General features: G+C 51.1%; 17 protein-coding genes. 10 read left to right on the top strand and 7 right to left on the bottom strand.

The features are described 5' to 3' along the window. Positions 1 to 5: 5 nt before the first annotated feature. The 3 genes from NOC_RS06430 to NOC_RS06420 form a co-directional block, all read right to left on the bottom strand. Positions 6 to 398 carry a hypothetical protein gene (locus NOC_RS06430; protein ID WP_002810533.1) on the bottom strand — a complete coding sequence of 131 codons (393 nt, stop codon included), beginning with the start codon at positions 396 to 398 and terminating at the stop codon, positions 6 to 8. A gap of 294 nt (positions 399 to 692) precedes the next feature. After that, positions 693 to 902 (bottom strand): DUF2064 domain-containing protein, encoded by a 210-nt coding sequence (locus NOC_RS18115; RefSeq protein WP_002809925.1) that lies wholly within the window; start codon positions 900 to 902, stop codon positions 693 to 695. Between the two features lie 119 nt (positions 903 to 1021). After that, positions 1022 to 1369 (bottom strand): RNA-guided endonuclease InsQ/TnpB family protein, encoded by a 348-nt coding sequence (locus NOC_RS06420; RefSeq protein ID WP_081430956.1) that lies wholly within the window; start codon positions 1367 to 1369, stop codon positions 1022 to 1024. A 289-nt stretch (positions 1370 to 1658) separates the two neighbouring features. Here NOC_RS06420 and NOC_RS16765 point away from each other — a divergent pair, with 289 nt between their 5' ends. The 10 genes from NOC_RS16765 to NOC_RS06375 all read left to right on the top strand — a co-directional run bounded on the left by NOC_RS16765 (position 1659) and on the right by NOC_RS06375 (position 11058). Beyond that, positions 1659 to 1847 (top strand): CPXCG motif-containing cysteine-rich protein, encoded by a 189-nt coding sequence (locus NOC_RS16765; RefSeq protein ID WP_011330582.1) that lies wholly within the window; start codon positions 1659 to 1661, stop codon positions 1845 to 1847. A 73-nt stretch (positions 1848 to 1920) separates the two neighbouring features. Beyond that, on the top strand, positions 1921 to 3690 hold the full coding sequence (locus NOC_RS06415; protein WP_002810411.1) for an SLC13 family permease: 1770 nt from the start codon (positions 1921 to 1923) through the stop codon (positions 3688 to 3690). 299 nt (positions 3691 to 3989) lie between these two features. Continuing rightward, positions 3990 to 4619, top strand: coding sequence for an electron transport complex subunit RsxB (gene rsxB, locus NOC_RS06410; RefSeq protein WP_002810306.1), 630 nt, complete (start codon positions 3990 to 3992; stop codon positions 4617 to 4619). After that, positions 4616 to 6163, top strand: coding sequence for an electron transport complex subunit RsxC (gene rsxC / locus NOC_RS06405; protein WP_011330581.1), 1548 nt, complete (start codon positions 4616 to 4618; stop codon positions 6161 to 6163). The genes rsxB and rsxC overlap by 4 nt, the downstream gene beginning before the upstream one ends. 34 nt (positions 6164 to 6197) lie before the next feature. Beyond that, a complete protein-coding gene (gene rsxD / locus NOC_RS06400; protein ID WP_002811629.1) occupies positions 6198 to 7235 on the top strand; it encodes an electron transport complex subunit RsxD in 1038 nt (345 codons plus the stop codon). 19 nt (positions 7236 to 7254) lie between these two features. After that, a complete protein-coding gene (gene rsxG, locus NOC_RS06395; protein ID WP_002811526.1) occupies positions 7255 to 7887 on the top strand; it encodes an electron transport complex subunit RsxG in 633 nt (210 codons plus the stop codon). After that, positions 7868 to 8578: an electron transport complex subunit E gene (locus NOC_RS06390; protein ID WP_002811083.1), complete on the top strand. Its 711-nt coding sequence runs from the start codon at positions 7868 to 7870 to the stop codon at positions 8576 to 8578. Before rsxG ends, NOC_RS06390 begins: the two co-directional genes overlap by 20 nt. 16 nt (positions 8579 to 8594) lie before the next feature. Continuing rightward, positions 8595 to 9266, top strand: coding sequence for an endonuclease III (gene nth, locus NOC_RS06385; RefSeq protein ID WP_002808724.1), 672 nt, complete (start codon positions 8595 to 8597; stop codon positions 9264 to 9266). Positions 9267 to 9272: 6 nt separating this feature from the next. Continuing rightward, a complete protein-coding gene (locus NOC_RS06380) occupies positions 9273 to 9695 on the top strand; it encodes a DUF1841 family protein (protein ID WP_002811125.1) in 423 nt (140 codons plus the stop codon). A 115-nt stretch (positions 9696 to 9810) separates the two neighbouring features. Further along, the gene (locus NOC_RS06375; protein WP_002810224.1) at positions 9811 to 11058 is read left to right on the top strand and encodes a sensor histidine kinase; all 1248 of its coding nucleotides are present in this window, start codon (positions 9811 to 9813) and stop codon (positions 11056 to 11058) included. A gap of 51 nt (positions 11059 to 11109) precedes the next feature. Here NOC_RS06375 and NOC_RS06370 read toward each other — a convergent pair whose 3' ends face one another. The 4 genes from NOC_RS06370 to NOC_RS17870 form a co-directional block, all read right to left on the bottom strand. Then, entirely contained in the window at positions 11110 to 11760 is a 651-nt protein-coding gene (locus NOC_RS06370) for a nucleoside deaminase (RefSeq protein WP_244860083.1), read from the bottom strand. A 147-nt stretch (positions 11761 to 11907) separates the two neighbouring features. Continuing rightward, a complete protein-coding gene (locus NOC_RS06365; RefSeq protein ID WP_002810082.1) occupies positions 11908 to 13989 on the bottom strand; it encodes a catalase in 2082 nt (693 codons plus the stop codon). A 509-nt stretch (positions 13990 to 14498) separates the two neighbouring features. Next, positions 14499 to 14924: a M48 family metallopeptidase gene (locus NOC_RS06360; RefSeq protein ID WP_011330579.1), complete on the bottom strand. Its 426-nt coding sequence runs from the start codon at positions 14922 to 14924 to the stop codon at positions 14499 to 14501. Beyond that, a complete protein-coding gene (locus NOC_RS17870) occupies positions 14866 to 15081 on the bottom strand; it encodes a hypothetical protein (protein ID WP_197538948.1) in 216 nt (71 codons plus the stop codon). The genes NOC_RS06360 and NOC_RS17870 overlap by 59 nt, the downstream gene beginning before the upstream one ends. Positions 15082 to 15083: the final 2 nt, after the last annotated feature.

Here is a 15083-nt window from a genome sequence, read left to right as displayed (position 1 = left end):
AACCTCTAATTCTTCTCGAAAAAATAGTACCCGTAAGGCCCTTTGAGAATCATATCACTATTGCCTTTTTCGACTACCCGGTATTTATTCGTTCCTAAATTATCTTTGATATGAATCACGGAGTCCTCAACAATTTCATACGATTTAGTAAACTCGGTATCTTTTTTAAGAAATTTATTGTAGCCCGAAATCACCACTGTTCCATCAGCATGAAAATCCCAGGTTGATACTTCTTTATTGCTATTTTTCCCATCTTTCTTTGGCGCAGTCATTTCTAATGCCCAGGTTCCGGCAATATCCGAGCGGTCTTTAACGACAGGCTCCGCATACGCCGCAGCACTTATAAAAACGCAGCCGAGCAAGAGAAAAACAAGGCCAAAAACATTTCTATACTTCATATATTCTCCCTTGAAACATTCGTCATCTTGAAACCGGACCGGGAAAGATCCTCTCCAGCAATCGCACATATTGCCACAAATTAAAGGAGAAAGGGTATAAAGAACTGCGTTAATATCAACTCGCCGCCTTTACGTCTTCAGAAAAATCTTGCAGGGATATTACTCCACACCTTATATAACTAGGAGACCAGAGTATACCTGTTTTATCCTTTCCAGATCGCCAGGACGATCCCCATCCCATCGCGGCGCTAATTCCTTCCCCTGCCAATTGAGCATTTGCAAGCGGGTTTGCGTCTACTGTAGCATCTGATCGCTTCCCCAGCATATCCCAGAGAATAACTGCCAGCTACAGCAGCGTACTCCGATAAGGACATAACCACCATCCTCAGCGGGTCCTAAAACCACATCAGCACCTGCGGCCAAGGCAGCGAATGCCCCACGCAGATCTTGGCTGCTTAATCCGGGACAGTCCTTACCGACAATCTCCAGGGAAAATACCGCCACCTGACGGACCGCGAGAAAAGCATTTGGCCTCTTAAACCTCCCTTCACTAAGCGGCTCATCACTACTTGGGAGAAGCCTGAGAACGTTCTGCAATTCTTTTTAACTGTTTCTTAATCCTCTCAGGCAACTCCCTGACCGGCGGTTCGGATATTTCTGGCTGCATTGATATCGCGGTCAATGACCTGGCCGCAGCTCGCGCAGTGCCAGCAGCGCTGCGAGAGCGCCAGCCTCTCGACCTTGTGCTCACAGCCGTGGCATATCTTGCTGCTCGGCAGCCACCGGCTCACTTTCACCAGTTGCCGTCCCGCCCACTCGGCCTTGTAGCCAAGCTGGCGCACGAACTCACCCCAGCCCGCATCGCTGATGGCCTTGGCCAGAGGCCGGTTCTTGAGCAGGCCGGTGATATTGAGCGACTCGAGACACAGCACTTGGTTTTCGTTGACCAGCGTGCGGGTCGCTTTATGGATGGCATCGCTAAGAGCTCAGCCTGCTCAGGGGTGGGGTAGAACCGCTCTTTAATAGGCCCGCTTTGTCACACTGGAAATGTATCAGGGGTTGATGGCCCTAGCAACCTAGCACCGCTGACCGGTCCGCGCTTACCTGCCTGCTGCAGGCAGGTATCACCCCCCCGAGTGGGCAATGCTTTACGCCCTGTTTGGTAAAATAATGGGCTGTTAGTATAATCCGAGCCCGGATTTAGCCGGACTACTGAGTAGTCCTAGTAATTTAGTATTCATTAAATTTTAAGAACTCCCTATGACTGAACCAGTAACCGTCCTTTGCCCCTACTGTGGGACCAGATTTGAAACCGTGGCAGACTGTTCAGCTGGAAATCAAACTTACTATGAGGATTGTACCCTTTGTTGTCATCCTATTCTCTTTCACCTCAAGGTGGACGAGAATGGAAAATTACTACATCTAGAAACTTTACGGGATGATGAATAAAACACTAGAAAAATGCCTACCTGGCACTATTTAAACAGCCAACGTACCCCCTACCTCTGGCGGTTTTAAATCAATGAGTCCTGAAGCGTGGCTGACCCTAGGCGTTATCGTCCTTATCCTGGGACTATTAATATTCACCCGCAAACCTCCTGACGTTATTGTGGTCGGTGGAGTAACCTTGCTGTTATTCAGTGGCGTGCTTACCCCTGAAGAAGCATTAGCCGGTCTATCCAATCCCGCAATGGCGACGGTAGGGGTATTATTTATCGTCGCCGTGGGCCTGCGTGAAACCGGCAGTATCGATTGGCTGGCTCACCACCTATTGGGCAATGGACGTTCGTTAGTTCGGCTGCAAGCCCGGATTATGGGGCCCACCGTTGCCATAAGCGCTTTTATGAACAATACCCCCGTGGTGGCCATGCTCATCCCAGCCATCACCGATTTTGCCCGCCGGCATCGTCTCTCCACCTCAAAACTAATGATTCCCCTAAGTTATGCGGCTATTTTAGGAGGAACTTGCACCCTCATCGGCACCAGTACTAATTTAGTCGTTAATAGCCTGTTAATCGAGCAAACCGGGCAGGCAGAACTAGGCTTATTTGCCATTGCTTGGGTGGGACTGCCCGTTGCAATAATAGGAATTATTTATGTACTCCTATTCGGACGTTGGCTACTCCCTGATCGGAAGCCCGTCTTCAGCCACTGGAACGATCCGCGGGAATATACCCTAGAAATGCTGCTCCAGCCCAACAGCCCCCTCGTGGGGCGGACGATTGAGGACGCGGGCCTACGTAATTTGCCGGGCATGTACCTCGTCGAAATCAACCGTCAAAATCAGATAATCCCAGCAGTACGGCCCAACGAGAAGCTCCAGCCCCATGATCGATTAGTCTTTGTGGGAATTATTGATACGGTCAAAGATCTACAAAAGATTCGCGGGTTAATGCCCGCAACTGAGCAGGTGTTCAAACTCGATTCACCCCGTGCCGAACGCTGCCTGATTGAGGCGGTAGTGTCCAATACCTGCCGCTTGATTGGAACCACTATCCGCGCAGGCCAATTCCGCAGTGTCTATAATGCAGTCGTCATTGCCGCGGCTCGTAATGGGGAAAGAATAAGAGGCAAGATTGGCGATATCATCCTGCAGCCTGGGGATACGCTGCTTCTAGAAACTCGCCCTTCCTTTTTAGAGCAGCAACGCAACTCACGGGATTTTTTCCTAGTCAGTGAAGTTGCCGACTCCAACCCGCCCCGTCATGACCGGGCCTGGATAGCCCTTATCGTCCTGGCACTTATGGTAATAGTCGTTACTTTACAATGGCTTAGCTTGCTAGAGGCCGCTCTTACCGCCGCCGGCCTCATGCTTGCAACGGGCTGCCTTCAAATCGCAACCGCACGCCGCAGCGTAGATTGGCAGGTGCTTATCGTCATCGCAGCCTCCCTTGCCCTTGGCCAAGCATTGCAAAATACCGGCGCCGCTGCACATATTGCTCATATCGTACTAAAACTTATTGGCGATAACCCGTGGGGAGTGCTTGCCGCAGTGCATTTTCTCACCGCCCTCATGACGGAACTCATCACCAACAATGCCGCCGCCGTACTCATGTTCCCTATTGCCTTGGCGGCCGCCGATAGCCTTGGGGTTAATTTCACGCCCTTTGCCATTTCCATCATGGTCGCTGCCTCGGCCAGCTTTGCAACCCCGATAGGCTATCAAACTAATTTAATGGTGTATGGCCCTGGCGGCTATCATTTTACCGATTACCTTCGTATCGGCCTTCCTCTTAATTTCTTAGTATGGAGTATGACCGTTTTTATCGCTCCCCAAATATGGTCATTTTAAATTTTAAGCAAAAATACTTTCCGCTCACTGCTGCCCCAATACTCTCAGGAAAACCGTAAGGATACTTGAACCGGATACTCTTCTGGTGCCCCCTAACCATACTAAACGCTCGAGGCGGGCTTGATGCTACGACAGAAAACGCTTAAATTGGTAATCTAACCAGTAAGCTAGCGGGGGAGCATTATACGCTCTTGTTTAGCGTACATACGTATCCTCACCCCCACTGCTTATGCGAACATCTTGACCTGTTATCAATACTACCGTATTCAGATTTTATACCGTACTGAAAGGATAATCCCATGCTGGTTGCAATTTTGGCGCTGTCCGCCTTAGCGGCATTGTTTGGCCTTCTGTTGGGATACGCCAACTTGCGTTTTAAGGTGGATGGCGATCCGGTAGTAGAACAAATCGATGCGCTCTTGCCCCAAACCCAGTGCGGTCAGTGTGGTTACCCTGGCTGCCGTCCCTACGCCCAAGCCATTGCCGCCGATGAAGCGGATATCAACCGCTGCCCACCAGGAGGAGAGGCAACCATCCTTGCCCTAGCGGATCTACTAGGACAAGAGCCCAAGCCTCTAGACCCGGAGCGGCAGGAAAAACTCAAAGCCCTAGCAGTCATTGATGAGAACCGCTGTATTGGCTGCACCCTCTGTATTCAGGCCTGCCCGGTAGACGCCATTCTGGGCGCGCCCAAACAACTTCATACCGTCATTACGGCGGAATGCACCGGCTGTGAACTGTGCGTCGCTCCCTGCCCCGTGGATTGCATTGAGATGGTTCCCGTTGCTCCTGAACCGGGGACCTGGAAGTGGCCCTTCCCTGAAACTACCCACCCTCCATTGCCTATTGCTGCCCACAAACAAATAGAAGGGATCGATAAACCGCGCCTGCCAGAAGCCATTTGCTTTCAGGAAGAACGATCTTTATGAAAACTCGCCGGCTATGGTCATTCTCCGGTGGCCTGAAACTTCCTGGCCATAAAAACCCCTCCACGCCAATGCCCATCGTTCAGGCCGCCCTGCCAAAACGACTGGTACTGCCTCTGCAACAGCACATTGGTGAAGCGGCGGAACCTATGGTTAGCATTGGTGATCAGGTACTGAAGGGTCAAGTGATCGCCACGGCTCAAGGCTATCTCAGCGCCCCGGTACATGCTTCCAGCTCCGGCCAAGTAGTAGCGTTAGAGAACCGGCCAATTCCCCATCCTTCCGGTCTCAGCGCTCCTTGCATTGTCATCGAAACCGATGGCAAGGACGCCTGGGGCGAACGCCATCCGGTGGAAAACTATCGACAGATTGATCCTAGCCATCTACGTAACCTGATTCGCCAGGCGGGGATCGTGGGACTGGGGGGGGCTGGTTTTCCCACCTTTATCAAGCTCAATCCCGGTCCCCAACCCAAGGTCAAGACATTAATTCTCAACGGCGCCGAGTGTGAGCCTTATATCACCTGCGATGAAGCGCTTATGCGGGAGCGGGCCGAGGAGATTATCCAGGGGGCCGCCATCATGGCTCATGCCCTCAATGCCTACCATTGCCTGATTGGCATTGAGGACGATAAACCTGAAGCCTGTACAGTTCTTGCTGCCGCTGCGGCCGAGGGGATCGAGGTGGTGCCGATTCCAACCCGCTACCCCGCCGGAGGCGAGAAACAGCTCATTAAGGTTTTGACTGGGCAGGAAGTCCCCAGCAATGGCCTGCCTATTGATATCGGCGTCGTTTGCCACAACGTAGGCACCGCGGCGGCTGTTTACCGGGCTATTCACCGGGGTGAACCCCTTCTCTCCCGGATCATGACCGTGGCCGGCAAGGCTGTGGCCCACCCCGGTAATTTAGAAGTTTTGCTGGGCACGCCCATTCGCCATCTATTAGCGCAACAAGGTGCGAATATTCAAAGCATTGACCGCCTCATCATGGGCGGCCCCATGATGGGTTTTACTCTCCACGATGACGGGGCGCCAGTTATCAAAACTACCAACTGCCTATTAGCGGGGCTCCATGAAGACACCCGGCAACCCCCGGCCATGCCTTGTATTCGCTGCGGTGCTTGCGTGGAAGCCTGTCCTGTAGGACTGCTTCCCCAACAACTCTATTGGCATGCCCGAGCCAAAGAGTTAGATAAAACCCAAGACTATCACCTTTTTGATTGCATTGAATGCGGTTGCTGCGCCTACGTCTGTCCTAGCCACATTCCCTTGGTCCAGTATTACCGTTATGCTAAAAGCGAGATCTGGACCCAGGAACAAGAGCGAGAAAAGGCCGACCTGGCCCGCCAGCGCCATGAATTCCGGCAGCAACGGCTAGCACGGGAGCAGCAACAAAAAGCGGCCCGGCAACGAGCCAGAAAGGCCCCTGTCACTCCCTCGGCCAGCAAGGCGGAGAAGCAGGCTGCCATTCAAGCGGCGGTAGAGCGATCCCAGGCTAAACGCGCCGCCCAAAAAACGGCGGAAGACGAACCCTTTTCTTCACCATAGCACCTCCGGTAACCTCACGTATCCATCTTTATCCATGCAATTTTCGCTCTTTAGCTCGCCCCATCTCCACCAGAAAAACGGCGTCTCTCAGCTTATGTTCCAGGTCATTCTGGCCTTGCTGCCAGGCATCGCCGCCTATAGCTGGTATTTTGGTTACGGCGTACTCATCAACATTGCCCTTGCCGTCACTACCGCTTTGGCTAGCGAGGCCCTCATGTTGAGAGCCCGAGGGCAACCTCTCGGCCTTTTTTTGACCGATGGCAGCGCGGTAGTGACCGCTGTACTGCTAGCCCTCTGCCTCCCCCCCCTTGCGCCCTGGTGGGTACCTGTTATTGGCGCTGCTTTCGCTCTTATTTTCGCCAAGCATCTTTATGGAGGATTAGGCTATAATCCCTTCAATCCCGCCATGGTGGGCTACGTGCTGCTGCTGATCTCCTTTCCCAAGGAAATGACTGCCTGGTTACCAGCGCGGGAGTTAGCAACTCACACGGTGGGATTACAGGAAAGCCTGGAATTAGTCTTTACTGGCGCCACCGCCGTCCAAGGAATGACAATTGACGCCCTCTCCGGGGCCACGCCCCTAGATTATGCCAAAACTCAGCTGGGGCTCGGCCAACCCATGGCGGAAATCCGTGTCCAGCCCTTGTTTGGCATCGTAGGAGGCCAGGGCTGGGAGTGGATCAACGCCGGCTTTCTCCTCGGGGGGCTTTGGCTTCTCTATAAGCGGGTGATCAGCTGGCATATTCCCCTTGCCATGCTAGGCAGCCTGCTAATCTTGGCCCTCTGCTTCCAATGGCTGAATCCTGCCGGCTATCCCTCTGCTCTCTTTCACCTGGTTAGCGGCGGCGTTTTGCTAGGCGCCTTTTTTATCGCTACGGATCCAGTCACCGCCGCCGCTACTCCCAGGGGCCGTTTGTTTTACGGAGCGGGAGTCGGCTGTCTGACCTATATCATTCGCACCTGGGGCGGTTACCCGGATGGCGTCGCCTTTGCGGTGCTGCTCATGAATATGACCGTTCCCCTTATTGATTATTACACCCCGCCCCGGGTCTTTGGCCATAACCGTCATTAAAGTGAAGGGAAATAGCGCTATGCTCCGCGCCGGCCTGCTGCTCGGCCTATTCGCGGTAGCCGGAACTGGCATCGTGGCAATGACGGAAACATTTACCCAAGAGCAAATCGCCGCCAATGAACGGGCAGCTTTACAGCAGGCTATTGCGGCGGTCCTGCCCCCGGCGGCCTACAATAATCCCATTCTAGAAGATACACTCCCTATAACAGCCCCGGCTCTGCTGGGAACGGAAGAACCTTTGCTGGCTTACCGGGCCCGCCAAGACGGCCGACCAGTGGCTGTAATTCTCACGGCCGTGGCGCCGGAAGGTTATAATGGAGCAATTAAGCTGCTGGTGGGAATCCGCTACGATGGGAGTCTGACAGGAGTACGGGTCGTTTCCCATAAAGAAACCCCTGGGCTGGGAGATGAAATCGAGGAAGAAAAATCCTCGTGGATTTTAGGCTTTACTGGCCTCTCTCTCGGCGCTCCCCCGGAATCGAAGTGGCAAGTCAAGCGGGATGGCGGCATCTTCGATCAGTTTACCGGAGCTACTATCACACCCCGGACCATCGTCAAAACTGTCCGTAACACCCTGAGATATTTTAAGAACCATCGGGATAGGCTCTTTGCAGAGAAGGAGAAAAACTTAAATGGCACCCCCCCCCGTTAGCTACAGCCAAATCAGCCGCGCCGGTTTATGGAATAACAATGTCGCCTTAGTGCAGTTGCTGGGCCTCTGTCCCCTGCTGGCAGTCACCGGAACCGTGATCAACGGTCTGGGTCTGGGTCTGGCTACCTTGCTGACCCTAGTAGCCTCCAACAGCCTGGTGGCTCTCATCCGCCACTGGGTTCCCAAGGAAGTGCGCCTGCCTGTATTCGTGCTGATCATCGCCTCCATCGTTACCACTATCGAGCTGTTGATGAATGCCTATTTTTACGATTTATATAAAGTTTTAGGCATTTTTATTCCGCTTATCGTAACCAATTGCGCTATTATCGGCCGCGCTGAAGCCTTCGCTTCCCGGCAAAAGGTGGGACGGGCCTTTACCGATGGTCTCATGATGGGCCTGGGCTTTACCCTGGTGTTGATGCTCCTGGGCGGGCTGCGGGAAGCGCTGGGCCAGGGCACCTTGCTGGATCAAGCCCATCTCATGTTCGGCGAAGCCGCCCGGGATCTGAAACTGACCCTCGTAGAAGACTATCGGGGTTTTTTGCTAGCCATCCTGCCACCAGGGGCTTTTATTGGCCTCGGACTGTTGATCGCCCTGAAAAATATGATTGACCGCCGCCTAGCCCAACGGACCGCTGTCCAAAAAAGCTATGCCACCAAACCAATAGATGTCTTGCCCGAGCGCATTTAAAAATGCCCGCCCCAGCATGAAAAAAAACGCAGAAATCCAGGAAATATTCTCCCGCTTTCAGGCGGCCAATCCCAAACCTACTACGGAGTTGAAGCACCAAACTCCCTTTGAACTCCTTATTGCGGTCATCTTGTCCGCCCAAGCCACCGATAAAGGGGTCAATAAGGCCACCGCTCAGCTTTTTCCAGTAGCTAATACTCCCCAAGCGATTCTGGATCTGGGAGAAGAAGGCTTAAAGCATTACATTAAAACTATTGGCCTGTTTAACAGCAAAGCCAAAAATATTCTCCAAACGTGTCGTCTTTTACTCGAACAGCATGGTGGCCAAGTGCCTAGTGATCGGGTTGCCTTAGAAGCCCTAGCCGGAGTGGGACGAAAAACCGCGAATGTCATGCTTAACACCGCTTTTGGCCAACCCACCATTGCCGTGGACACCCACATTTTCCGGGTGGCTAACCGCATCGGCCTGGCCTCCGGTAAAACACCGCGCCAAGTGGAGGATACCCTAACCCGCGTGGTCCCCGATGAATTTCTGCACGACGCCCATCACTGGCTCATTCTCCATGGCCGCTACGTATGCACCGCCCGCAATCCCCGCTGCCAGGAATGTTTGATCAACGATTTGTGTGACTATTATTCAAAGATAGCAAAGGAAAAATCCCGTGGATTAAAAAAAACAGCGAGCTAAGCAGCCATGTATAGTCAAGATCGGCAACAGATGCGGCAAGTCTTCCTGGAAGTACGGAAAAAACAGCGGGCGAAAGAACCCCTCTCTCCCCTGGAGGCGCTGATGGAAAAAGTCATTGATCAGCACCCAGAATATCATCCTTTCCTCGACCACGAGGAGTCCTTACAACAAGAGTTTTCTAGTCAAAATGGACAAGAAAATCCTTTTTTACACATGGCCTTACATATCTCGCTTCAGGAGCAAATTCAGGTGGATCGTCCTCCCGGCATTCGGAAAACCTACCAAATGCTTGTCGCCCGCTCCCCCGATCTCCACCAAGCCGAGCATCGGATGATGGAATGCTTGGCCCAAATGCTCTGGCAAGCCCAAAGTAGTGGGAGCCCCCCCTCGGAAGAAACCTATTTGGACTGCTTGCGACGTTTACTGTAAGACACTTCCTTTTTATAGGATAATCCTGGTTTTAAAATTTTCCTCCAAAAATAGAAAAAGCTATCGGCGTGAATGGATACATTATTTCCGCGCCTTTACAACCATGGGCTTTTAAATGGACCACATTCTTTCAGAGTTAAGCCGCTACTTGAATAGCGAGCAAAAAACGATCTTCAAGCGATGGATGGAAGCCTGCAAGGAGGATGCGGCGCTGGGCGCGGCGGCCAAACTTACCTATACTGAATTCCGCAATAATATCCCCGCCGCCATGGATGAATTATGCCGAATATTGAAGTGCGAAAATAAACCAGCCTCCTCAGGGAGGGTAAAATGCGAGGTTGCCAAACATGGGCATCACCGCTGGAAGCAGGGCTTCAGTCTCAAGGAACTGATTAGGGACTGGGGTCACTTGAATCAGGTGCTGATCACTACCATCGAAACCTTCTTTCAAGTCCACTACCCCCATGCCACCGCCGATAGGATCAAAGCCTTGGAGCGGATGGCGGATTTCATGATCGAAGCAACCAGTCACAGCGTACGGCGTTTTGACGGCCTTCGCCAGGCCGAAGCGGCAGCCCTGACCCAAGATCTAGAACTAGCAAGAGCTCAATTTGAGCGATTGACCGAGGCTCGGGGCAAATTGTTACGGGAAGCAACACACGATATACGGGGAGGATTGTCGGCTATTGAAGGCGCCTCGGCTATCCTCAATATTACTAAAAAACCCCATGAGTCCTTTACTCACATACTAGACATTCTCAATGCGGGTATAAATTCAGTAAAAGAGATGCTGGACTCGCTGCTTGAACTATCCCGGTTGGAATCAGGCGCGGACGAAGTTAAGCTACTTTCGGTTAACATTACCGATGTGCTTCAGCAACTAGCGGCAGAATACCGGGCAGTAGCCCTACAAAAAGACTTACGGTTAAGCACCGAGGGTCCCGCGGAAATGTGGGTGCGAACCGATCCAGAAAAAGTCCGGCGTATCGCTCAAAATCTGTTGATTAATGCTTTGAAACATACCTCTAGCGGTGAGGTTCATATGTCCTGGAGGCTAGAATCTGAACGATGGCTAATGGATGTTAGCGATACGGGGCCGGGAATACAGGCAGTGCTTGGCTCGCCAGTGGCCCAGGAGCTGAATCACCCTGACTCCGCGCTTGGCGTTAGCGTGGATCACTCATCTTCTAGTATTAATCCGGATCATGCATACGCTGGCGAAGGAATCGGTTTGACTATTGTAAAGCGGCTATGCGATCTATTGGATGCAGGCATTTCCCTCGACTCTGAGGTAGGCCAGGGGACAAGATTTGTTGTGGAATTTCCCCGCAATTACTATAAAACAAATCAGGTAGATGAATGACGGGGCCTCCATCGCTAAGCCGGTAATTTAACGCTGTCCATAGAATCCACGCTAGGTGGACTGTTTTTTAATGGCGGCATAATCACGAAAGACCTCCATCGCTTCCTCACGTAATAACTCCCGTTCCGTCACCGGACGTCGTTCTGCTGGCTTAGTCAAAGCCTGATAGATGAAGGTGGCATCGAGATTTGGATCGAGGGCGGCAATGTCTCGGTCGTTGTTACCAAAGAATATCCGATCCGCGCCCGCCCAGTAGATGGCGGCAATACACATGGGGCACGGCTGGGCGCTGGCGTAGACATCGCAACCCTCTAGGCTTAGTGTATCCAGTCGCTTGCAGGCATCACGGATCGCTTCGATTTCTGCATGGGCGGACGGGTCCCTGTTGACCCAGGATCGATTCCACCCTTCACCAACGATTTCCCCCTCCTTGGCGATCACCGAGCCAAAGGGAAAACCATCGCCCAGTTCCATGGCTTTTCTGCTCAGTTCAATCGCGCGCCGCATCCATTGGGTCGCCCTTTCCCTATTGAAAGGCTTCTCTATTTCCGTTGCCCGGCCCTCCCCCGCCAAGCTAATGACTCCCAGACCCACCAGGCCAAAACTGGCGACACTCACGGTCATAAACCGGCGCCGGGAAAGGGTTTGACAACTACCGTGGTCTCCGGAGATTTGAGCTGGATGTTCGGGTGGGGCGTTCATAATATCTTCATATCTTCCTCTCTTATATTCCCACCCGACTGGGCAAGCATTTACGCGAATTTTAAATACCCGAATCAACGGATATTTGTTCTGGAATTGGCGTTTCCTACTCCAAAAAAGGCTTTTATTATGATCCCATTACCGCTGCTAGGAAAAGTTTTTTTCTCTTTCCCAAAACCGCACTTCCCTGCACCGCTTAATGAAGTTATTCGCAGACTTTTTATCCTCGATGAGGACACAGCCTTCATCCACTTTTTCGGCAATGCCAGCCGCTTCCAAAAGCATTTTTGCGTCTTTGACAAAACCTATGAATTTACAATGAGCGAAGGCATCGCTGACAAAATCCTTAGCCGGAGGGAACCCGGCAAGATTTTCCGCACCCTCCTTAGAGGTTAAAATAACTACTGCATCATAGAGTACGGAAGGGCCACCATCAATTTTTTGTCCCGCGCTGATTTTTTTACCTTTGCTATTCTTTACGCCACCAATTTGAGGGGCAACGACTTCAATAAGGGCACCCTCTGATTTAGCTACTTTTTCCATTTCAGAAAAAATATCCGCAGCCGCGCCATCGGTCATTAATATACCGATTTTACGTCCCTTAAAGTTTTTCGGGCCATTTTTAATAATGCTGAGTTTATCGGAAGCTGGTAGATTTTTTTGCGTAGGCTTAGCCGCATCGGCGGGTTTAGGAAGTTTATCAAGCCCTAGCCCCCGGGCCACTCTCTTGGCTAGTTCATCGTCAATATTGAGCAAGTGGGAGACTACCCGCTCCCGAATTTCCTCCCGCTCCACTTTACTTAGCTCAAACATGAGCGCATCACCAATATGCTTCTGCTCGATGGGGGTTTGGCTGATATAAAATTGCCGGGCCTGGCTATAATGATCCGCAAATGTTTCTGAACGAACCCTGGTTTTTGGCCCATTCACGGAAGCGCCATAGCTGACAAACCCCTTGGCCGGGTTTTCCCGGGGTCCGCCTTCTTTGCCCCAGCTATTCGGCTCATAATTCGCTCGCCCTTTAGGATTATGTATCGCCATATGGCCATCCTGTTGAAAATGATGCATGGGGCATTTAGGCGCATTAACGGGAATATGGGTAAAATTCGGGCTTCCCAAACGTTTGAGCTGGGTATCCAGGTAGGAAAAATTACGCCCCTGAAGTAAAGGATCGTCCGAGTGATCGATGCCAGGAACAATATTTTGAGTACAAAATGCAACTTGCTCCGTTTCCGCAAAAAAGTTATCCACCACCCGATCCAACACCAAGCGGCCTACCACCTTCACGGGTATTTCTTCCTCCGGGATAATTTTGGTAGCGTCCAGCACATCAAAGTCAAATTTTTCAGCGAAAGTTTCGTCAAAAATTTGAAGGCCCAGTTCCCACTCCGGATAATCACCCATGGTGATGGCATCCCATAAATCGCGGCGATGGAAATCGGGATCGGCACCATTGATTTTTAACGCCTCATTCCACACAACGGACTGCAAGCCTTGCTTGGGTTTCCAATGAAACTTTACGAAGGTCGATTTTCCTCCTCCATTGACAAAGCGAAAGGTGTGAACGCCAAAACCTTCCATAAAACGGAATGAGCGGGGTATGGCCCGATCCGACATGGTCCACATAATCATGTTCATGCTTTCGGGCGTAAGGGATATAAAATCCCAGAAGTTATCATGGGCAGTCTGCGCCTGAGGAAAACCCCGGTCGGGTTCTTGTTTGGCGGCGTGAACTAAATCGGGAAATTTAATAGCGTCCTGGATAAAAAAAACGGGAATATTGTTGCCTACCAAATCCCAGTTGCCTTCCTTGGTGTAGAATTTAACAGCAAAACCGCGTACATCTCGGGGGAGATCGGCGGAACCTTTGTTACCGGCGACCGTGGAAAAACGCACAAAAACAGGCGTTTTCTCTCCTTTTCTCTGGAAAATATCCGCGCAAGTTAAATCGGTAAGACTCTCATACGTTTCAAAATAACCATGGGCGCCGTAACCCCGGGCATGCACCACTCGCTCTGGAATGCGTTCGTGATCGAAATGAAAGATTTTTTCACGCATTACCTGATCTTCCAGGAGCGTTGGCCCCCGTGGACCCGCCCGCAAGGAATTTTGATCATCGGCAACGGGAACCCCTTGTTGGGTAGTCAGGGTTTCCTCGGTATTAACCGTTTGCTGGTGAAGCTCTCCACCTTGACCAAGGGTGGCACCTTTTTTGGAAGATTTACTCATAACTATTCCTTTGCGTAGCCAGGCTACTGAAATTCTGTATAATAAATTGAAATGTAAGGTTGATTGCTTTTTAGCTATTTAAAAAAGCAGTAGGGGGCATACTGCAAAGTAAGCCGTAACCTAGCCTGTTATAAGAGAGACTTATCAAGATTAACCTTATAGACGGTGACCTAATCAGCTACCCCTTATCCATTGCCTAAAATCCAATACCATCATTTGATGAGATCAAGTTCACATCATTCTAAGTGAGTACAATTTAAGTATAGTAAAGGAATGGAAAAGGTAAATATCCAATAAATTATCAATTTTGCCCCCATCTATGCAGGCGCAATATGAAGCTGCTTACGCAATCAATAAAAAAATTTTTAAGCAATGGGTGGTAAGAAAAATAAGATTTTGTAATCGACTGTTTTGCCTCGCTGCGGCTTTCATTTTAACTCTCTAGCTGACGTAGCGATTTCTTGCAGAAATTTTTAAACGACAATTTTCAGAATACTGGACCGTAGCCATCAAGCCAAAGCCATTTCCAGTTTATGCTTTCTTTTCATCCAATCGGGTAGTGAGCGATCAAGGAGTTGATAGAATTCTGGACCATGATGGTGGTGCTGCAAATGGCAAAGCTCATGCATCACGACATATTCAATGCATGCCTTCGGCGTCTTGATGAGTGCGGGATTCAAGGTCAACGTTCCATTGGGGCTCAAGCTTCCCCAACGTTTTTTCATTGTCATGATTTTAATCACGGGCTTGGAAAACCCGTTTTTTTTAAATTTTTCCCAGCATTCCGCAAACACCTTGGCGAAATAGTGGGCCGCTCTTTCCCGATACCATTCATCCATGAGCTTGGCGATATGCCCTGAAGCAAAATCAGTCGTATTAACATAAAAGTAACCGTTTTTCAGCAGTACCCGGCCAGCGGGCGCGCTTCCTGACACGCGCCTCAATAATATCTAGATCGGTCCCCTCCGGCGCCTTGACCGTCACGGTCCGATCCGGATGCACGGCAATCTCAAGGGATTTTCTCTTTGCGTAGCGCAGTTCATAGGGTATTTTTTCTCCGCCATAACTGAGCACACGAGCCCGCCTCGACATGA

It is taken from the genome of Nitrosococcus oceani ATCC 19707 (genome assembly GCF_000012805.1).
GTDB lineage: Bacteria > Pseudomonadota > Gammaproteobacteria > Nitrosococcales > Nitrosococcaceae > Nitrosococcus > Nitrosococcus oceani.
This window is presented reverse-complemented; position numbering and strand designations above follow the sequence as displayed.